This is a genomic window from Streptomyces sp. ALB3, assembly GCF_044385685.1.
GTDB lineage: Bacteria > Actinomycetota > Actinomycetes > Streptomycetales > Streptomycetaceae > Streptomyces.
The window spans coordinates 380,898-396,176 of the sequence record NZ_JBISCE010000037.1; the positions used below are offsets into that span (position 1 = coordinate 380,898).

Consider the following 15,279-nt stretch of genomic DNA (forward strand, 5'->3'; position numbering starts at 1 on the left):
GCGGGGCGCGTCAGTCCGCCAGCAGCTCCCGCAGTTCCGCCACCGCCTCGCGGAGGTGTTCCGCGAAGGCGTGCATCTGGTCCGCCACCGCGCGCGGGGTGCTCAGGTAGAGGTTGAAGCGGTCCGGCAGCAGGACGTAGGCGACGCCGATGCAGCGGCTGCTCGTGGAGCCGAAGCCGAAGTACTGGATGTTCTCCGACGGCGCCGAGCTCGTGCTCAGGTAGTCGTCCCGCATGGTGAGCCAGCCAGGGGAGCGGTACAGGGCGGGCTGTTCACGCACGCCGAGTTCGTCGCCGCGGCGGCGCTGGATCAGTTCGAGCTCCCAGAGGTGCTGCTCGGGGGCCTCGCCCGCCTGGCATTCCCTCGCCCGCGCCACATGGGCCCGGGCGGCGGCCCGGAAGGCGTCGCGGCGGGTCCCCCGGCCGGCGGCGGGATCGTCCATCGCCTCGACGAAGGCGACGGCCTCGGGGGTGACGACGCGCATCGCCTCGGTGCGTCCGTAGCGGTACTGGCGCGTGGCGATCGACTCGTACGTGGCTCCCAGCCGGCCCTTGGCCCGCTGATGGGCCAGTTGGTACGCGGTCTGGACGAAGGCATCCGGGGACACCCCGAGCGCCTTGGCCGCGGTGCTGCCGAAGTCGTCGAACGACACGGTGCGGGTGGCGGTGTCACGGCCGTACGCGGCGAACGCCTCCGCGGCGGAGCGCACCCCGGAGCGCAGGGGCCCGTCCAGTTCGAAGGTCAGGGGACGCGGCACCGGCTCGCCCTGTGAGCGCGCCCCGGACCGGTGGGAGTGCTCCTCCGGCGGGGTGCCGAGCAGGGAGTCGGTGAAGCTGAGGATGGTGGTCCCGTCGAGCTCGCAGTGCTCGACGTTGACGCCCGCCCGGCCGTCCGCGTACACGACGAAGGAGACGGCCTTGTCGAACCAGCGGTTGCCGCGGTCGCCGTACAGCAGTTCGTCGCAGGCGGCCTGGGTGTCCTCGGGCGCGAAGTCCTCCAGGCAGACGCAGAAGAGGGCCGTCTCGACGTCGTCCAGCGTCCGGGCGTTGCCGGGGTGGCCGTCGACGAGGGACGCACGGGTGGCCGCCCATTCCGCCCGCGCCAGAGTGGTGAGGTGGCCGGCCCGCTCGTCCTCGGCCGTGTGGACGTCGGCCTCGGTGACGGCGCGCAGCCCGGCCTCGATCTCGTCGAGGCTGTGCGGGACGCCGTCGGGGCCGATCACGTCCAGCCGGTACATGGTGCCCCTGAAGAACACCACGATGTGCCGGGCCGTGGAAGGTCCGGGCGCCTGCTCGCTGTACGGGGCGCGGACGGTGTCCAGCGGTACCCCGGGGATGCGGGTCGTGGAGAAGAGGTACGTGTTCTGCACCATCGACTGGGGTACGCCGCGCTGCTCCACCGGCGCGATCAGCCCCTCGTCGAGCTGCCGCTTGTAGTGCAGCGCCCCCGCGACGAGTCCGGCCGCCCGGTCGAGCTGCCCCTGCCCGGTGTCCTGGAAGAGGAAGAAGAAGTTGGCGTTGAGCGCGATCCGGTCCCGGCGGCCGAGATAGCGGTACGGCCAGAAGGTGTCGAGCCAGCTGTGCACTCCCTCCGTCGCGTCGTACTCCGCCAGCGCCTCGTGCAGCGTCCGGCCGGGGCCGCCGGGCCTCAGGAAGGCGGTGACCTCGGCCTCCGTGGCCGCGCGCTCCTCGGGGGTCAGCAGTGGCGCGCACCAGGCGAGGAACCTCTCGCAGCTCGCCTCGAGCGTGGGCAGCGGCACGCGCGGAAGGCCGGCCTCACGCGCGAACACCGTCGTGGCTGCTGCTTCCTGACTGACGTTCAATGCGGCTCTCTTCTCGGTGAGTCGGTGAGTCGGTGAGTCGGGTAAGTCGGGTAAGCCGGTCGGGACGGCTGGGACGGGCGGTTCAGCGGTTCCGGGGCCTGGAGAGGTAGAGCTGAGCGTAGAGCCAGCCGTCCTCCTCCAGGCCGCTCGCGTCCACGCCTGCCGCGGCCAGGCTGTCCAGTACGCCCCGCTGTTCCTGCGGGCCCGCGAACCGCCGCTGTCTGAAGACCTCGTCGACCCGGGTGGTGCGGTAACCCAGCTCCTCCAGGGCCGCCTCGACGCGGCCGAAGGGGAACATCCGCAGCACGAAGTGCGCCATCCAGGGGAGGCGGCCGTCCTGTGCGCGGACGACGCGGGTGAGGGTGCGCTCGGTGACGTAGCCGATACAGCCCGTGGAGATCACCACGTCCGTACCGGCGAGCCGGTCCCGCTGCCGGGGTGTGGGGTCGTGCGACTCCAGATCGGCGTTGACGGTGTCGTCGAGGAACCCGGCCTCACGGGCGTAGGCCAGGGCGGGGGCCGACGCGTCCAGGCCGGTGAAGCGCAGCGGGTGCGCGGGGGTGCGCGAGCGGGAGAGGTGACGGTCGCGCTCGATCAGCCCCGCGCGGGTCGCGGGGCCGCTGCCGTCGTAGCGCGCGTACAGCTCGTCCATGGTGGCGTCGTACTTGAGCAGGGCGGCGTTGATCCCGTACGAGCAGCCGATGTCCAGTACGCGGGGGGCGGCCACCTGCTCCGCCTCCCCGTACTCCTTGACGGTCTTCTCGAAGTACGGTTTGGCCAGTTGGGGGACGCGGTAGCCGAGCGGGCGGAGCACCTGGAAGTACGTGCGCGGGTCGGGCGCGGTGTAGATGTGGTCCAGCGAGACTTTTCCGGACGCGTCGAGACGCAAGGGGCTTCTCCTCGGTAGGGGCGCGTGGCAGTGCCTGGGCCGTTCGCCGGGGTCCTGGAGGGGTGTCCGCCGGGACCCCTCGCACGCCCGGAGGGTGTGACGGGCCGGGGACTCGGCGGGCACCTCAGTCCAGGAGCTGGTCGCCCCGTACGGCTCGGCCCCCCGCGGCCAGGTGCTCGGGCAGGACGCGTCCGAAGAGCTGCCGGGTGCGTGCCGCGCTCCCGATGACCCCCGGGCGCTCGCTGTAGGCGAAGATCGCGCTGTGGCGTGCGAGGCGGCCTCGGACGGGGCTGACCCGGTGCAGTGAGTAGCGTCCCTTGAACAGTTGCAGGTCACCCGGCCGCAGGGGCAGGCGCTCGGGCTGCCGGGTGCCCCGCCCGTCCAGGACGTCCCGGACGGCGTCGAAGCACTCGTCGTCGGCGGACCTGATGTTCGGGCAGTACTCGAAGTGACCGCCCTCCTGTGCCTCCTGCGTCAGCATGCTGACGGTGTACTCGTTGGTGTCGAAGTGCCAGGGGTGTTCCATGCCCGGCTGTACGACGTTGAGCACGAGCCCGGAGAGAGGATCGGCGAGCTGGTACAGGCGCGGCAGCCCGAAGCAGTCGGCGACGAGGCGCCGGAACGACTCGTGGGAGTAGAGCCTGCTGATGAGCGAGGTGCCGGGGATGCGGTCGCGGGCGACGAACGCGTTGCCGCGCTCGAAGGTGCGACGGCCGGGATGGTGCTCGGGCAGGTCCGCGTCCACGTCGATGTTGTAGACGTTGACCGTCTCGACGTCGAAGTACGCCTGCGGGGCGAGGGCGGCGCACTCCTGCCGCAGGACCTCGTGGAGCGACGGCCTGATGAAGTCCGGCAGTACGGTGCAGCCGGCGTCGGCCAGTTCGTGCCTCGCCCGGGTGATCACGGCGCGGGCCTCGCTGCTTCCCGGGTCCGACAGGGGGTAGCGGTCCGTGTCCACCACCTGGTCGAGCGTGATGGCTTGCAGAGTGCTCATCCGACCTCTCCACGCGCACGTCGATGACTCAACTGACGAGTAACAGGGCTGAAGTTCCCACAGCCCCGCTGTGTTGTCTGTGACACGTCACACTTCCCGACCGCTCGGGCGGTGGCCAGGGGCCCTTTCCGGCCGTGTCCGTCAGTCCAGGTCGATGACGGGGCGCGCGTTGAAGTCCCCGAACGTGTCCTCGCCCTCGGGTCCGTGGAGGAACTCGGCGGTGGACGGATTGCGGTTGGCAGTGGCCAGCGGCAGCCATTCGAGCAGCGTGCCGTATCCCCCGCAGACCGCCTCTCCCCCGTCGCCGCCGTACACGGAAGCGGGGTCCGAGGTCATCTCGGCGCTGTCGTAGACGTCGAAGGCGATGTGCAGGCCGAAGGCGTTCGGCGAGTGGTGCGGGCCCTTCCCGCAGCCGTAGGGGGACGCGTCCGCCGGGAAGGTGTCCCCCCAGCGGAACAGCGTCCGCGCACCGGCCCCGCAGGCGTGCTCCCACTCGTCCGGGCGGGGCAGCCGCACGCCCTGGCCGGCGAGCAACGACGGTGTGGCCACGGGCAGTTCGGGAAGCCTCCGGGGCTCGACCGCCATCAGCACGGCGGGCAGGACGGCCGTGCGCGGCGGGGTCATCACCCGGGCGAGATACGCACGCGGGTCGGGATCGAAGCCGAAGCCTCCCGCGAGGCTCTCCTCACGGTAGGAGGCGAGTTGCCCGGGAGGCGGCTGCCAGGCGTCCACGTCGAAGCCGACGGTCACCTCGCCGCCGGGAATCAGCGCGTAGCGCTCGCCGTCCCGCTCGATCACCGCACGGTGCCGCACCCCGTCGGGGCGCGGGTGCGTGTCGAGTCCGACGAGCCGGCCGCCGGTCAGGCGGGCGGCCTCGTCCGCACGGCGCGTGGCGGCGGCCGTGTCCATGGCACGCCAGCGGGCGAGGGTCAGGTCGGCGAGGGACATGCCGTGCAGTCTCGCACCCGTCCCCCCACGGCGGGACGAGGTGCCCGCGCCCCCGGCTCCTGACGGGGGCGCGGACGGGCCGGGTCAGCGGCCGTGACGGATCAGGGCTCGGACCATGCGGCAGGTGGTGTCGGACGGCGGGTGGATGGCGAGCCGGTCCGCCACCGCGCGGATACGGGAGTTGTCGGCGCTCGACGGCTGGTACACCCCGGTGTCGAGCAGGGCTATCGCCAGGCGCATGGCCTTGAGGCGGCGGTTGTGGGAGACGTACCACTCGCGGGGCCGGCCCGCGGGCAGCGGCTTCTTGCGCAGCGGCTTGTGGAGCGGCTCGGTCGTGACTGTGGCGACGGCCATCGGCAACCTCCTGGCAGGGTGGTGGAACCCTCACGAACTCCCTTCATTCTACTGCCCCCCACTGACAATCCCCCCTGGCCAGAGGCACTTTCGGAGGTCCCTCGCGTACCCTGGGCCCCATGGAGATCTGGATCAATCCCGCTTGTTCCAAGTGCCGCAGCGCGGTGAGTCTGCTCGACGCGGAGGGCGCCGACTACACGGTCCGCCGCTACCTGGAGGACGTGCCGTCGGCCGGGGAGATCCGCGACGTCCTCGGCCGGCTCGGGCTCGAGCCGTGGGACATCACCCGGATCCAGGAGGCGGAGGCGAAGGAGCTCGGGGTCGAGGGGTGGGCGAGGGACGCCGGCTCACGGGAGCGGTGGATCACCGCTCTGGCGGAGCACCCGAAGCTGATCCAGCGCCCGATCATCACCGCGCAGGACGGCTCGGCCGTGGTGGCCCGGACCGACGAGGCCGTGCGGGACGCACTGGGTCGCTGAGGAACTCGTCCACGCGGCGGCTGATCTCCTCGGCCCCGGGGCTGCCCAGCGGCATCGAGTGATGGGTGGCGTCCGTGACCGTCGCCGTCCTCACGTCGGGGAGCAGCCGTCCTGCCGCGGCGGCGACCCGTCGCGCGTCGTGCGCCCGGCTGCCCCCGGCCAGCAGGACGAGCGTCGGCACGTCCATGCCGCGCAGCTCCTGCGGCGAGGGGCGCGGGCCGGTGACGGGGCGCGCGGAGGGGAAGCCCACCGCCTCGTCCCGCAGCCGTGACCGGGCGGGGCCGAAGGAGGCGCCTCCGGTCTCCCAGGCCAGGAAGGCGCGGGTGCGGCGGACCGTGGGCCGGAGCAGCATCGGCAGGGCGCGCAGCAGATAGCGGGGGTGGAAGCCGGCGAAGCACAGGGTCGGGTCCAGCAGGACGAGCCGGCTCACCCGCCGGGGCGCGTGCAAGGCGTATCGCAGGGCGATCCAGCCGCCGTAGGAGTGGCCGCAGAGGGCGGCCTGTTCCGTGTGCAGCCCGTCCAGCAGCGCGTCGAGCCATCCCATGAGGTCGGCTGCCGTCCGGAGCGGGAGCTCCCCCGTCGTGCTGCGGCCCGGCTCGCCGACGAGGTCGACCGCGTGGACCCGGTGGGTACGTCCGAGGCGGGCCGCCTGCGCGGACCACACGGTGGAGGTGGCGCCGCCGCCCCCGGGCAGGAGGACCACGGGGGGCGCGCCCTCGGGTCCGTAGCTGTTGACGTGTGTCCCGCCGTACGGGGTGGGGACCACGGACGAGGCCGCACCGGTGGGCCAGTGGGCGGCCAGGACCTCGTCGTAGGCGGCGAGGAACTCCGGTGGTGCGGTGCGGGGTGCGTGCGTCATCGGTGCCTCCTGGGACCAGTTTATCTCGCTGAGCGAGATAAACTAGGCGTATGACCGAGGAAGAGGGAATGGGCGGTCCGGACGGACCCGAGATGGCCACGGTTCACCTGCTGCGCCGCGTCGCGGTCGAATTCGGGCTGCGGCAGGGCGAGTTCGCCACCCGGAACGGGATGCACCCCACCGACGTACGCGCCTTGGTCTGCCTGCTCGACGCGAGCCGCTCGGGGACGCCGGCGACCGCCGGGTGGCTCGGAGCGCAGCTGGGGCTCAACTCCGCCGGGACGACCGCGCTCATCGACCGGCTGGAGCGCCTCGGCCACATCACCCGCACCCGGGACGCCCGCGACCGCCGCCGCGTGCTGCTCGCGGTCGACGCGCGGATGGTGGAGCGGGGGCAGGAGTTCTTCGGCCCTCCCCTGGCCCGGATGGCCGATCTGCTGCGCACGTTCGACGACCGGGAGGCCGCGGCCGTCAGGCGCTTCCTCCTGGAGGCGCACGCCGCGCTCGCCGAGCGGTAGCTTCCTCCAGGAGGCGCACACCGCGCTCGCCGCGCGGTAGGGCGCCCGGCACCGCCGGGGTCATGGCAGACCCCGGCGCCCGGCACCGCCGGGGCGGTTCAGTGTCGTCCCAGCGCCGCCTCCGCCTGCGCGAGGACCTCGGTGATCCGCAGCCCGAACCGTACGTCGCAGGGGTGCGCCACCCCCGTGCGCGCGGCCTCGGACAGGGCGTCCACGGCCGCCCGGAACGCGCCGAGGGCGTCGCCGCCCCCCGGAGGCAGTGCCGACACTCCCCGCTCGCCCCGGAACTCGACCTCGGTGCCGACGGCGGCCAGCGGCGCGTCCAGGGCGAGCGTCACGGTGCTCGACGCGCCGGAACCGTGGCGCAGCAGCAGGTGTGCGGCGTCGGCCGGACCGCGGGCCGCGACCACCTCCGTCACGTCGCCCAGGACCGGGATGAGGACCGAGAGGGCGTGCGGACCCACGTCCCACAGGCCGCCCTTCTCGCGGCGCCAGGGCGAAGCGGCGAACTCGCTCTCCGAACCCGGGGCGAACAGCGCGCCCATCCAGAGGGCGCGCGCCGTGAACCAGCCTCCCGCCGCGGCCTGCTCGGTGATCCACCCGGCGGTGCCCTCGGCGAACCGCAGCGTGCAGAAGACCACGGAGGCGACGCCGGCCCGTCCGGCCGCGTCGGCGACCTCGCGCGCACCCGCCACGGAGGTGGCGACCGGCTTGTCCAGCAGGAGGTGGCATCCGGCGTCGGCGGCCCGGGCGGCGAGGGGCGCCTGGATGTCCGGCGGTACGGCGAAGGCCACCGCGTCGCTGGTGGCCAGGAGCGCGTCGATGCCCGCCTCGCCCGTGTGGGCCTGGGTGCCGTGGGCGGCGGCGAGCGCGTCCGCCGCCTCCGGGCGACGGCCCCATACGCCGGTCAGTACGGCACCGGGATGCGCGGAGAGGGCGGGGGCGTGGGTCAGGCGCGCCCAGGGGCCCGCCCCGACGAGGCCGACCCTCAGCGGACCGGCGGAAGCAGCGTGTGAGGTCATGACGCCAGTCTGCCCGGGCGGGCTCACGGGGGTGGAGTCGGTTCCGTGCTCCGCCCGGTGAGGCGGGCCCGTGGCACCGGGTGGCGGGCAAGGGTGCCCGAGGAGGCTCCGGCCCTCCCTCCGCGATCGACCGGGGCGACGGGCGCCCGGCGCTGTATCCAGTCCGGTCCGGGGCGGACCGCATCCGGTTCGCCGCTTGCTGAGACGCCTGCGGGCGGTGCGGGCCAGCCATCCGGCACCTGCGGGAAACCTCGGTAACACGGGGTTCACATTCGGGCAACGGTCGGGAAATCGCACCTTGCCAAGCTGCGCACCATAGACCGCAGCACCCGCAAAGGATGGCGTCCGTGACGTTCAAGGCTGAGTACATCTGGATCGACGGCACCGAGCCGACCGCGAAGCTTCGTTCCAAGACGAAGATCATGACCGGAGGCGCCGCGCGGGGCGTGGCGGACCTGCCCATCTGGGGCTTCGACGGTTCGAGCACCAACCAGGCCGAGGGCCACGCCTCCGACCGGGTGCTGAAGCCGGTCTTCGCGTGTCCGGACCCCATCCGCGGCGGTGACGACATCCTCGTCCTGTGCGAGGTCTTCAACATCGACATGACGCCGCACGAGTCCAACACCCGAGCCGCGCTGCGTCCCGTCGCCGAGCAGTTCGGGGCCCAGGAGCCGATCTTCGGCATCGAGCAGGAGTACACCTTCTTCGACGGTCACCGTCCGCTCGGCTTCCCCGAGGGCGGCTTCCCGGCCGCGCAGGGCGGCTACTACTGCGGCGTGGGCTCCGACGAGATCTTCGGCCGCGACATCGTCGAGAAGCACCTGGACAACTGCCTGAAGGCGGGCCTCGCCATCTCCGGCATCAACGCCGAGGTCATGCCCGGCCAGTGGGAGTTCCAGGTCGGCCCGGTCTCCCCGCTGGAGGTCTCCGACCACCTGTGGGTGGCCCGCTGGCTCCTGTACCGCACCGCCGAGGACTTCGACGTCTCCGCGACGCTCGACCCGAAGCCGGTCAAGGGCGACTGGAACGGCGCGGGCGCGCACACCAACTTCTCCACCAAGGCGATGCGCGAGGGCTACGAGGCGATCATCACCGCGTGCGAGTCGCTCGGTGAGGGTTCGAAGCCGATGGACCACGTCAAGAACTACGGCGCGGGCATCGACGATCGTCTGACCGGTCTGCACGAGACCGCCCCGTGGAACGAGTACAGCTACGGCGTCTCGAACCGCGGTGCCTCGGTCCGCATCCCGTGGCAGGTCGAGCAGGACCAGAAGGGCTACATCGAGGACCGTCGCCCGAACGCCAACGTCGACCCGTACGTGGTCACGCGGCTGATCGTGGACACCTGCTGCGCCGCGCTGGAGAAGGCCGGCCAGGTCTGAACGCCCTCCTGACCGTACGAAGGGGCGCCCGCCGTGCGGGCGCCCCTTCGGCGTGCCCGGCCTTCGTCAGGACCGGAAGGCCCGGGAGGCCCGGGAGCACGGGTGAGCGGGGCGGGAACGGGCGGTGCGGGAGGGGATGGTGAGGAACCTGACACAGCGGTCCGTACCGACGGGTGAGAGAGCCCTGCTGCGCGGCGCCGAACTCTGCTTCAATGGGGGCATGGCCAGCTTCCAGCACACCGCGTCGGGTCGCAGCGACCTCGAGCCGTTCTGGCCCTCCCGTCAGCACCATGACTTCGACCGGGTGTGTTGCCGCGCGTGGAACGCGCAGGCCCTCTAAAGCCGCCTCACCCCGGCCTTCGGCCCGCGCGTACGACGTACGTCCTCGACGACTCCTCGCGCGAAAGAGCTGACCCTCATGGCGAACACCCGTACCTTCTCCGCCGCGTCCGCCGCCACCACGGCGTCCGCGGTGTCCGCTGCGGCCACCACCACCGCCCGCAACACCCTGTCCCCCAACCGCCACCGGCTGCGTGCCGTCGACCGTGACGAGGTCGCCGAGTTCGCCGACGTGGCCGGTTTCCTGCCGCCGGGTGCCACCTGGCTGCCCGCGCCCAGCCACACGCTGCCGGCCCTGCCGGGCCGGCCGCCGATGGTCGGCTACCTGGTGCTCGTGCCCGCCGACCAGCAGTCGGCTCTGGCCGGGGCCGTGGCCTCGGGCGCGTACCGGGAGGCCGCTCCGGCCCCGTCGGCCGACGCTCCGGCGGACGGGCCCGTACGGATCGACTCCACGCGGCGCACCGCCGCCGTGGACGGTGCCACCCTCGATCTCACGTACCTCGAATTCGAGCTGCTGGCACACCTGGTGGCACATCCGCACCGGGTGCACACCCGCGATCAGCTGGTGACGACGGTCTGGGGCTACGGGCATGTGGGTGACGGGCGCACCGTGGACGTCCACGTGGCCCGGCTGCGCCGCAAGCTGGGCGCCGAGCACCGCCGGTCGATCCAGACCGTGCGGCGCGTGGGCTACAAGTACGCGCCCTGATCGCATCCACCGCCCGTACGGGAGGCCCCGGGACCGGTCCCGGGGCCTCCCGCCGTTCCCGGGGTGGTGCCAGGTACACCCCCCACCGGGTGGCGGGACGGCTGACGGTGTCCCGCGCGCGGAGGAGAGACTGGGTGCCGAACGGGATCCGACGGGGGTCCATGTGAGGGGAGAGAACACATGACGGAACCGGCGCAGTCCCGGGTACGGGCCGCGATGCTGGCGGGCGGGCGGGCGTTCGTCCTCTCCTTCGCGAGCCTCGCGGGCTCGGTCACCCTCTTCGTCCTGTCGGTCCTCTCGATCGTCCTCGTCGTGCTCGGCGTCGGGCTGGTCACCACGCCCCGGATCATGGAAGCCGTGCGCAAGCACGCCGATCAGCGCAGAAGGCTCGCTGCGAGCTGGTCGGGCGTGCGCATACCGGCCGCTTACCGGCCGTTCCCCGGGGATGTGCGCACCGGGTTCCCCGGACAGGCCGAACGCACCGTGCTGCTGCTGAAGGACCCGGCCACCTGGCGGGACCTGCGGTGGCTCGTGCTCGACATGACGGCGGGTTACGTGGTGCTCGTGTTCGCCTTCGCGCTGCTGGTCTATCCCGTGGAGGGGCTGGTCCTGGCGGCCGGGCTGTGGCGGGTGTTCGAGGACAGCACGTACTGGTACGGCTTCGTGCCCGTCAGCAGCCAGATGACGGGTCTGGCGGCCGCGGCGCTCGGCCTCGCGGTCCTGGTCGTCGGGCTGTGGGCGAGCCGGCCCCTGCTGCGGCTGCACTTCACGCTCGCCCGGTCGGCGCTGGCGCCGTCCCAGGAGGAGCTCGCGCAGCGCATCGACCGGCTCACCGAGACCCGTCATGAGGCCGTGGACACGGCGGCTTCCGAGCTGCGGCGCATCGAGCGGGACCTGCACGACGGGGCGCAGGCCCGGCTGGTGGCCATGGGCATGCACCTCGGCACCGTCGAGGCGCTCATGGAGAAGGACCCGGCGCAGGCGAAGAAGCTGCTGGCGACGGCCCGCACGTCCTCCGCGGAGGCGCTGACCGAGCTGCGTGACCTCGTACGGGGCATTCACCCGCCGGTGCTCGCCGAACGCGGGCTGGGGGACGCGGTGAAGGCGCTGGCGCTGCGGATGCCGGTCGCGTCGGACGTGACCGTGGATCTGTCGGGCCGTGCCGAGGCGCCGGTGGAGTCGGCGGCGTACTTCGCCGTCAGTGAGGCCCTGACGAACGCGGTGAAGCACGCGGACGCCGACCGCGTGTGGGTGGACGTGCACCACGCCGGGGGCATGCTGCGCATCTCCGTCACGGACAACGGCAAGGGCGGTGCCGCGCCCGGGAACGGCTCGGGGCTGAGCGGCATCGAACGCCGGCTGGGTACATTCGACGGCGTCCTGGCCGTCAGCAGCCCCGCCGGCGGTCCCACCATGGTGACCATGGAGATCCCTTGCGCGTTGTCCTAGCCGAAGACCTCTTCCTGCTCCGCGACGGTCTCGTGCGGATGCTCGAAGCCTACGACTTCGAGATCGCGGCGGCTGTCGAGTCCGGACCGGAACTGACCAGGGCGCTGGCCGAGCTGAAGCCGGACGTCGCCGTCGTCGACGTCCGGCTCCCGCCGTCCCACACGGACGAGGGCCTGCAGTGCGCGCTCGCGGCGCGCCGCGAGCGTCCAGGGCTGCCGGTGCTCGTCCTGTCGCAGCACGTGGAGCAGTTGTACGCCCGGGAGCTGCTGGCCGACGGCAACGGCGGTATCGGGTACCTGCTGAAGGACCGGGTGTTCGACGCCGACCAGTTCATCGACGCGGTACGCCGGGTCGCCGCCGGCGGTACGGCGATGGACCCGCAGGTCATCTCGCAACTGCTGTCCCGTCGCTCGGCGGACGCGCCGATGGGAGGCCTGACACCCCGCGAGCGTGAGGTCATGGAGCTGATGGCGCAGGGCCGTTCCAACGGGGCGATCGCGTCGCAGATGGTGGTCACGGAGCGGGCGGTGGCCAAGCACACCTCGAACATCTTCGGCAAACTCGGCCTCCCCGTGTCGGACGACGACAACCGCCGCGTGCTCGCGGTCCTCGCCTACCTCGACCGGGGCTGACCGCCGCCGCCCGGCGCACCTCAGCCCGCGAACCACCGTTCGGCGTCCAGCCGGAAGGCGCCCGCGGGCGCCATCCTGCGCAGGTCCGCCTCCAGGGCACCGACCCGCTCCGCGCCGAGCACCCCGACCCACTCCGCGCGGAGCCGGTCGAAGCCCTCGGCGGACCTGACCAGCACGTCCGTGCCGCGCGCGGTGAGCCTGACCAGTCTGCGCCGGCCGTCCTCGGGGTCGTCGACCCGCTCCACGTAGCCGAGACCCTCCAGCTTGTCGACCGTCTTCCCGGCCGCCTGCTTGGACACCCCCAGCCGCCGGCCGATCTCGCTGGCGCTCGCGCCCTCGCGGCCGACCGCCTGAAGCGCGAAGCCGTAGGCCGGGCGCAGGTCCTGGTGGCCCTGGGCGGCCAGGTCGCGGTGCAGCGCGTCGATGATCGACCGGAATCCCGCGAACAGCAGCAGGGGCAGCTCGAAGCCGGGCTCTTGGCCTCCCCTCCTTCGCTCAGCCATTGCGTACCTCGACAACCTGGTTTACCTTTTCGACAATCACGTTGTCGAGTTTACCGCGAGGAGACAGCCATGCCCGGTACCCACTTCCCCGACCACACCCCCGACTCCGCGCCGCCCGCGGCCCGTCGCGCCATGGAGGCCGTGGCCCGGAAGCGGGGAGGCCGCGTCCCGTCCGCCGTCGCCCGGCTCGCCGCTTCGCCCGAGACGCTCAACGGTTTCCTCCAGGCGAGCGCGGCCTTCGAGTCGAGCACCCTGGATCCGCTGTCCCGTGAGGTCGTCATCATGACGATGGCCACCCGCAACGACTGCCACGTGTGCGTGGAGATGCACACGGCGCGACTGGTGTCCCTCGGCGCCGCACCGGAGCTCGTCACGGCTCTGCGCACACCCGGGGGGTGCCCCTTGCCGGACGAACGGCTCGACGGCGTACGGCGGTTCACCCTCGCGGCGCTGGATGCGGCCGGGGCGGTCGAGGACCGCGTCCTCGAGGAGTTCCTGGCACTGGGCTACACCTCGCGCAACGCCCTGGAGGTCGTTCTCGGCATCGGCACCTACACCGTCTCGACGCTGGCCAACCGGATGACGGGAGCGCCTGTGGACGCCTTGCCGGTGTGACGCGCCCGCACGATTTCCGCGGCGTGCTGAACGCGCGGGGCCGCCGGTCCGTATGGGACGTCACGCTTCTGACCCGAAGCACCGAAGCGGAGGAGTTCCATGGGACGCACATCGCGCAAGAAACGTTCGACGCTCGCCAACCGGGCGATCGCCGCCTCGGCCGCGCTGATCCTGGGTGGAGGTGGGCTGGTCGCCGTCAACGTCTACGCGAGTGCGGGTGAGGGCGCGCCCGGTTCGCCTTCCGGCCGGCCCCTGGACGCGGCCCGCCAGATGTCCACCATCGACTGCCCCGACGCGGGGATCTCCCTCCCCGGCGTCCCGGAGGGGGCACGGCCGGAGGCCGACCGTGAACTGGCCGCCATGGACACGCAGATCACCGACGCCTACCGGCAGTTCGCGGACCGCAAGGAGCAGATCGCCCGGGACCCGGCTCTGGCCGAGAACGCTGTGCTCGGCCCGCTGAAGAGCAAGCGGGCGGCCAGCCTCGACCGGATCGGGACCGCCGTCGAGCGGGCCGGGGGCGAGCGGCCGCAAGGCCTGGAGGGGCTGGCCGGATGCAGTCTGCGCGCCGACGACGAGGACGGCACCGGCGGCGACCGGGGCGGCGATGCCGGTGACGGCGGTCAGGACCCCGGCGAGGGCGCGGACCAGGGGCAGGACGGCGGTCAGGGAGAAGGCGGGCAGGAAGGAGACGAGCAGGGGGAGGGAGAGCAGGGAGAGGACGGCCAGGAGCAGCAGGGCAACGGTCCGGAGGCGTCCGACTTCGTCGAGATCCAGTCCGTCCGGCCGGACGCCGACCGGCCCCGCAACCGGCGGGGCGCGTCCCGGGGCACGTTCACCACCGACTGCGGCCGTAACGAGAACGGCAAGTTCAACCCGGACAACGTCATCGCCGCCCCCGGCGTGAGCAACGGCGCCCATCACATGCACGACTACGTCGGCAACCAGGCCACCGACGCCTTCTCCGGCGACGACGACCTGGCCGGCGGCGCGACGACCTGCCGGAACCAGGGCGACAGGTCGACGTACTACTGGCCGGTGCTGCGCCTGCAGAACGGCCAGGACGAGAACGACGTGGACGCGGACGGCGGCGGCAGGGACCAGAACACCGGGGAGATCCAGACCCCGTCCCAGGTCACGCTGAGGTTCGTCGGCTCCCCCGCCGGGAAGGTCACGGCCATGCCGCGCTTCCTGCGGATCATCACCGGGGACGCCAAGGCCTTCACCAACGGCGACGCCAACGCCAACGCCTCCTGGAGCTGCACCGGCTTCGAGGACCGGCAGCTGGAGGACAAGTACCCCATCTGTCCGGAAGGCAGCCAGGTGGTGCGGTCGTTCGCCTTCCAGAGCTGCTGGGACGGGCGCAACACCGACAGCGCCAACCACCGCACCCACGTGGCGTTCGCCCAGGACGACGGGCGGTGCCCGGACGGTTTCCGGGCCATCCCGCAGCTGGTCCAGCGCATCGTGTACGACGTCCCGCCGGGCCCCGGCTTCGCGGTCGACTCGTTCCCCGAGCAGCTGCACAAGCCGGTCACCGACCACGGCGACTTCATCAACGTCTTCGACGACAAGCTGATGAAGAAGGTGGTGAGCTGCATCAACGGCGGACGCAAGTGCCGCTGACGCGGCGACGACGGCGGCGGTCGCCGCCCCTCCTGCCTGCGCGGTCAGCTCCCGGTGTGACCGGAGTGCCCTTCCTCGCTCCCCCCACCGCCACTCCCCGAGTGGTGCGGCGAGGCGGTCTCCACGGTCCCCCCGAGCC

The 15,279-nt window shown here is 72.5% G+C and carries 16 protein-coding genes; 8 read left to right on the top strand and 8 right to left on the bottom strand.

All coding sequences use genetic code 11. From position 1 onward, the window contains the following. Positions 1-10 precede the first annotated feature (10 nt). The 5 genes from ACHFIV_RS23760 to ACHFIV_RS23780 all read right to left on the bottom strand — a co-directional run bounded on the left by ACHFIV_RS23760 (position 11) and on the right by ACHFIV_RS23780 (position 5,007). Positions 11-1,822: a choline/carnitine O-acyltransferase gene (locus ACHFIV_RS23760; protein ID WP_398972503.1), complete on the bottom strand. Its 1,812-nt coding sequence runs from the start codon at positions 1,820-1,822 to the stop codon at positions 11-13. A gap of 82 nt (positions 1,823-1,904) precedes the next feature. After that, positions 1,905-2,711 (bottom strand): class I SAM-dependent methyltransferase, encoded by an 807-nt coding sequence (locus ACHFIV_RS23765; protein WP_398972506.1) that lies wholly within the window; start codon positions 2,709-2,711, stop codon positions 1,905-1,907. A gap of 124 nt (positions 2,712-2,835) precedes the next feature. Next, positions 2,836-3,705: a HalD/BesD family halogenase gene (locus ACHFIV_RS23770; protein WP_398972509.1), complete on the bottom strand. Its 870-nt coding sequence runs from the start codon at positions 3,703-3,705 to the stop codon at positions 2,836-2,838. Positions 3,706-3,846: 141 nt separating this feature from the next. Beyond that, complete coding sequence (locus tag ACHFIV_RS23775; RefSeq protein WP_398972511.1) at positions 3,847-4,653, bottom strand: hypothetical protein; 807 nt, start codon at positions 4,651-4,653, stop codon at positions 3,847-3,849. An 84-nt stretch (positions 4,654-4,737) separates the two neighbouring features. Further along, positions 4,738-5,007: a hypothetical protein gene (locus ACHFIV_RS23780; RefSeq protein ID WP_398972514.1), complete on the bottom strand. Its 270-nt coding sequence runs from the start codon at positions 5,005-5,007 to the stop codon at positions 4,738-4,740. A 119-nt stretch (positions 5,008-5,126) separates the two neighbouring features. Here ACHFIV_RS23780 and ACHFIV_RS23785 point away from each other — a divergent pair, with 119 nt between their 5' ends. Continuing rightward, positions 5,127-5,486, top strand: coding sequence for an arsenate reductase family protein (locus ACHFIV_RS23785; RefSeq protein ID WP_398972516.1), 360 nt, complete (start codon positions 5,127-5,129; stop codon positions 5,484-5,486). Here ACHFIV_RS23785 and ACHFIV_RS23790 read toward each other — a convergent pair. Further along, a complete protein-coding gene (locus ACHFIV_RS23790) occupies positions 5,416-6,345 on the bottom strand; it encodes an alpha/beta fold hydrolase (protein ID WP_398972518.1) in 930 nt (309 codons plus the stop codon). The genes ACHFIV_RS23785 and ACHFIV_RS23790 overlap by 71 nt on opposite strands. 50 nt (positions 6,346-6,395) lie before the next feature. Here ACHFIV_RS23790 and ACHFIV_RS23795 point away from each other — a divergent pair, with 50 nt between their 5' ends. Then, on the top strand, positions 6,396-6,863 hold the full coding sequence (locus ACHFIV_RS23795) for a MarR family transcriptional regulator (protein WP_398972521.1): 468 nt from the start codon (positions 6,396-6,398) through the stop codon (positions 6,861-6,863). Between the two features lie 98 nt (positions 6,864-6,961). Here ACHFIV_RS23795 and ACHFIV_RS23800 read toward each other — a convergent pair whose 3' ends face one another. Then, positions 6,962-7,885 carry a Gfo/Idh/MocA family protein gene (locus ACHFIV_RS23800; RefSeq protein ID WP_398972524.1) on the bottom strand — a complete coding sequence of 308 codons (924 nt, stop codon included), beginning with the start codon at positions 7,883-7,885 and terminating at the stop codon, positions 6,962-6,964. A gap of 347 nt (positions 7,886-8,232) precedes the next feature. Here ACHFIV_RS23800 and glnII point away from each other — a divergent pair, with 347 nt between their 5' ends. The 4 genes from glnII to ACHFIV_RS23820 all read left to right on the top strand — a co-directional run bounded on the left by glnII (position 8,233) and on the right by ACHFIV_RS23820 (position 12,396). After that, positions 8,233-9,267: a glutamine synthetase gene (gene glnII, locus ACHFIV_RS23805; RefSeq protein ID WP_398972526.1), complete on the top strand. Its 1,035-nt coding sequence runs from the start codon at positions 8,233-8,235 to the stop codon at positions 9,265-9,267. A gap of 418 nt (positions 9,268-9,685) precedes the next feature. After that, the gene (locus ACHFIV_RS23810) at positions 9,686-10,315 is read left to right on the top strand and encodes a winged helix-turn-helix domain-containing protein (protein ID WP_398972529.1); all 630 of its coding nucleotides are present in this window, start codon (positions 9,686-9,688) and stop codon (positions 10,313-10,315) included. Between the two features lie 180 nt (positions 10,316-10,495). Then, positions 10,496-11,764 (top strand): sensor histidine kinase, encoded by a 1,269-nt coding sequence (locus ACHFIV_RS23815; protein WP_398972531.1) that lies wholly within the window; start codon positions 10,496-10,498, stop codon positions 11,762-11,764. Further along, a complete protein-coding gene (locus ACHFIV_RS23820; protein WP_398972533.1) occupies positions 11,749-12,396 on the top strand; it encodes a LuxR C-terminal-related transcriptional regulator in 648 nt (215 codons plus the stop codon). Before ACHFIV_RS23815 ends, ACHFIV_RS23820 begins: the two co-directional genes overlap by 16 nt. Positions 12,397-12,416: 20 nt before the next feature. Here the strand turns inward: ACHFIV_RS23820 and ACHFIV_RS23825 are convergent, their stop codons facing one another. Beyond that, positions 12,417-12,899, bottom strand: coding sequence for a MarR family winged helix-turn-helix transcriptional regulator (locus ACHFIV_RS23825; protein WP_398972536.1), 483 nt, complete (start codon positions 12,897-12,899; stop codon positions 12,417-12,419). A gap of 69 nt (positions 12,900-12,968) precedes the next feature. Here ACHFIV_RS23825 and ACHFIV_RS23830 point away from each other — a divergent pair, with 69 nt between their 5' ends. Together ACHFIV_RS23830 and ACHFIV_RS23835 are read left to right on the top strand one after the other, a co-directional pair. After that, a complete protein-coding gene (locus ACHFIV_RS23830; protein WP_398972539.1) occupies positions 12,969-13,514 on the top strand; it encodes a carboxymuconolactone decarboxylase family protein in 546 nt (181 codons plus the stop codon). A 99-nt stretch (positions 13,515-13,613) separates the two neighbouring features. Next, positions 13,614-15,140 (top strand): DUF1996 domain-containing protein, encoded by a 1,527-nt coding sequence (locus ACHFIV_RS23835; RefSeq protein WP_398972542.1) that lies wholly within the window; start codon positions 13,614-13,616, stop codon positions 15,138-15,140. The last annotated feature ends 139 nt before the right edge of the window (positions 15,141-15,279 follow it).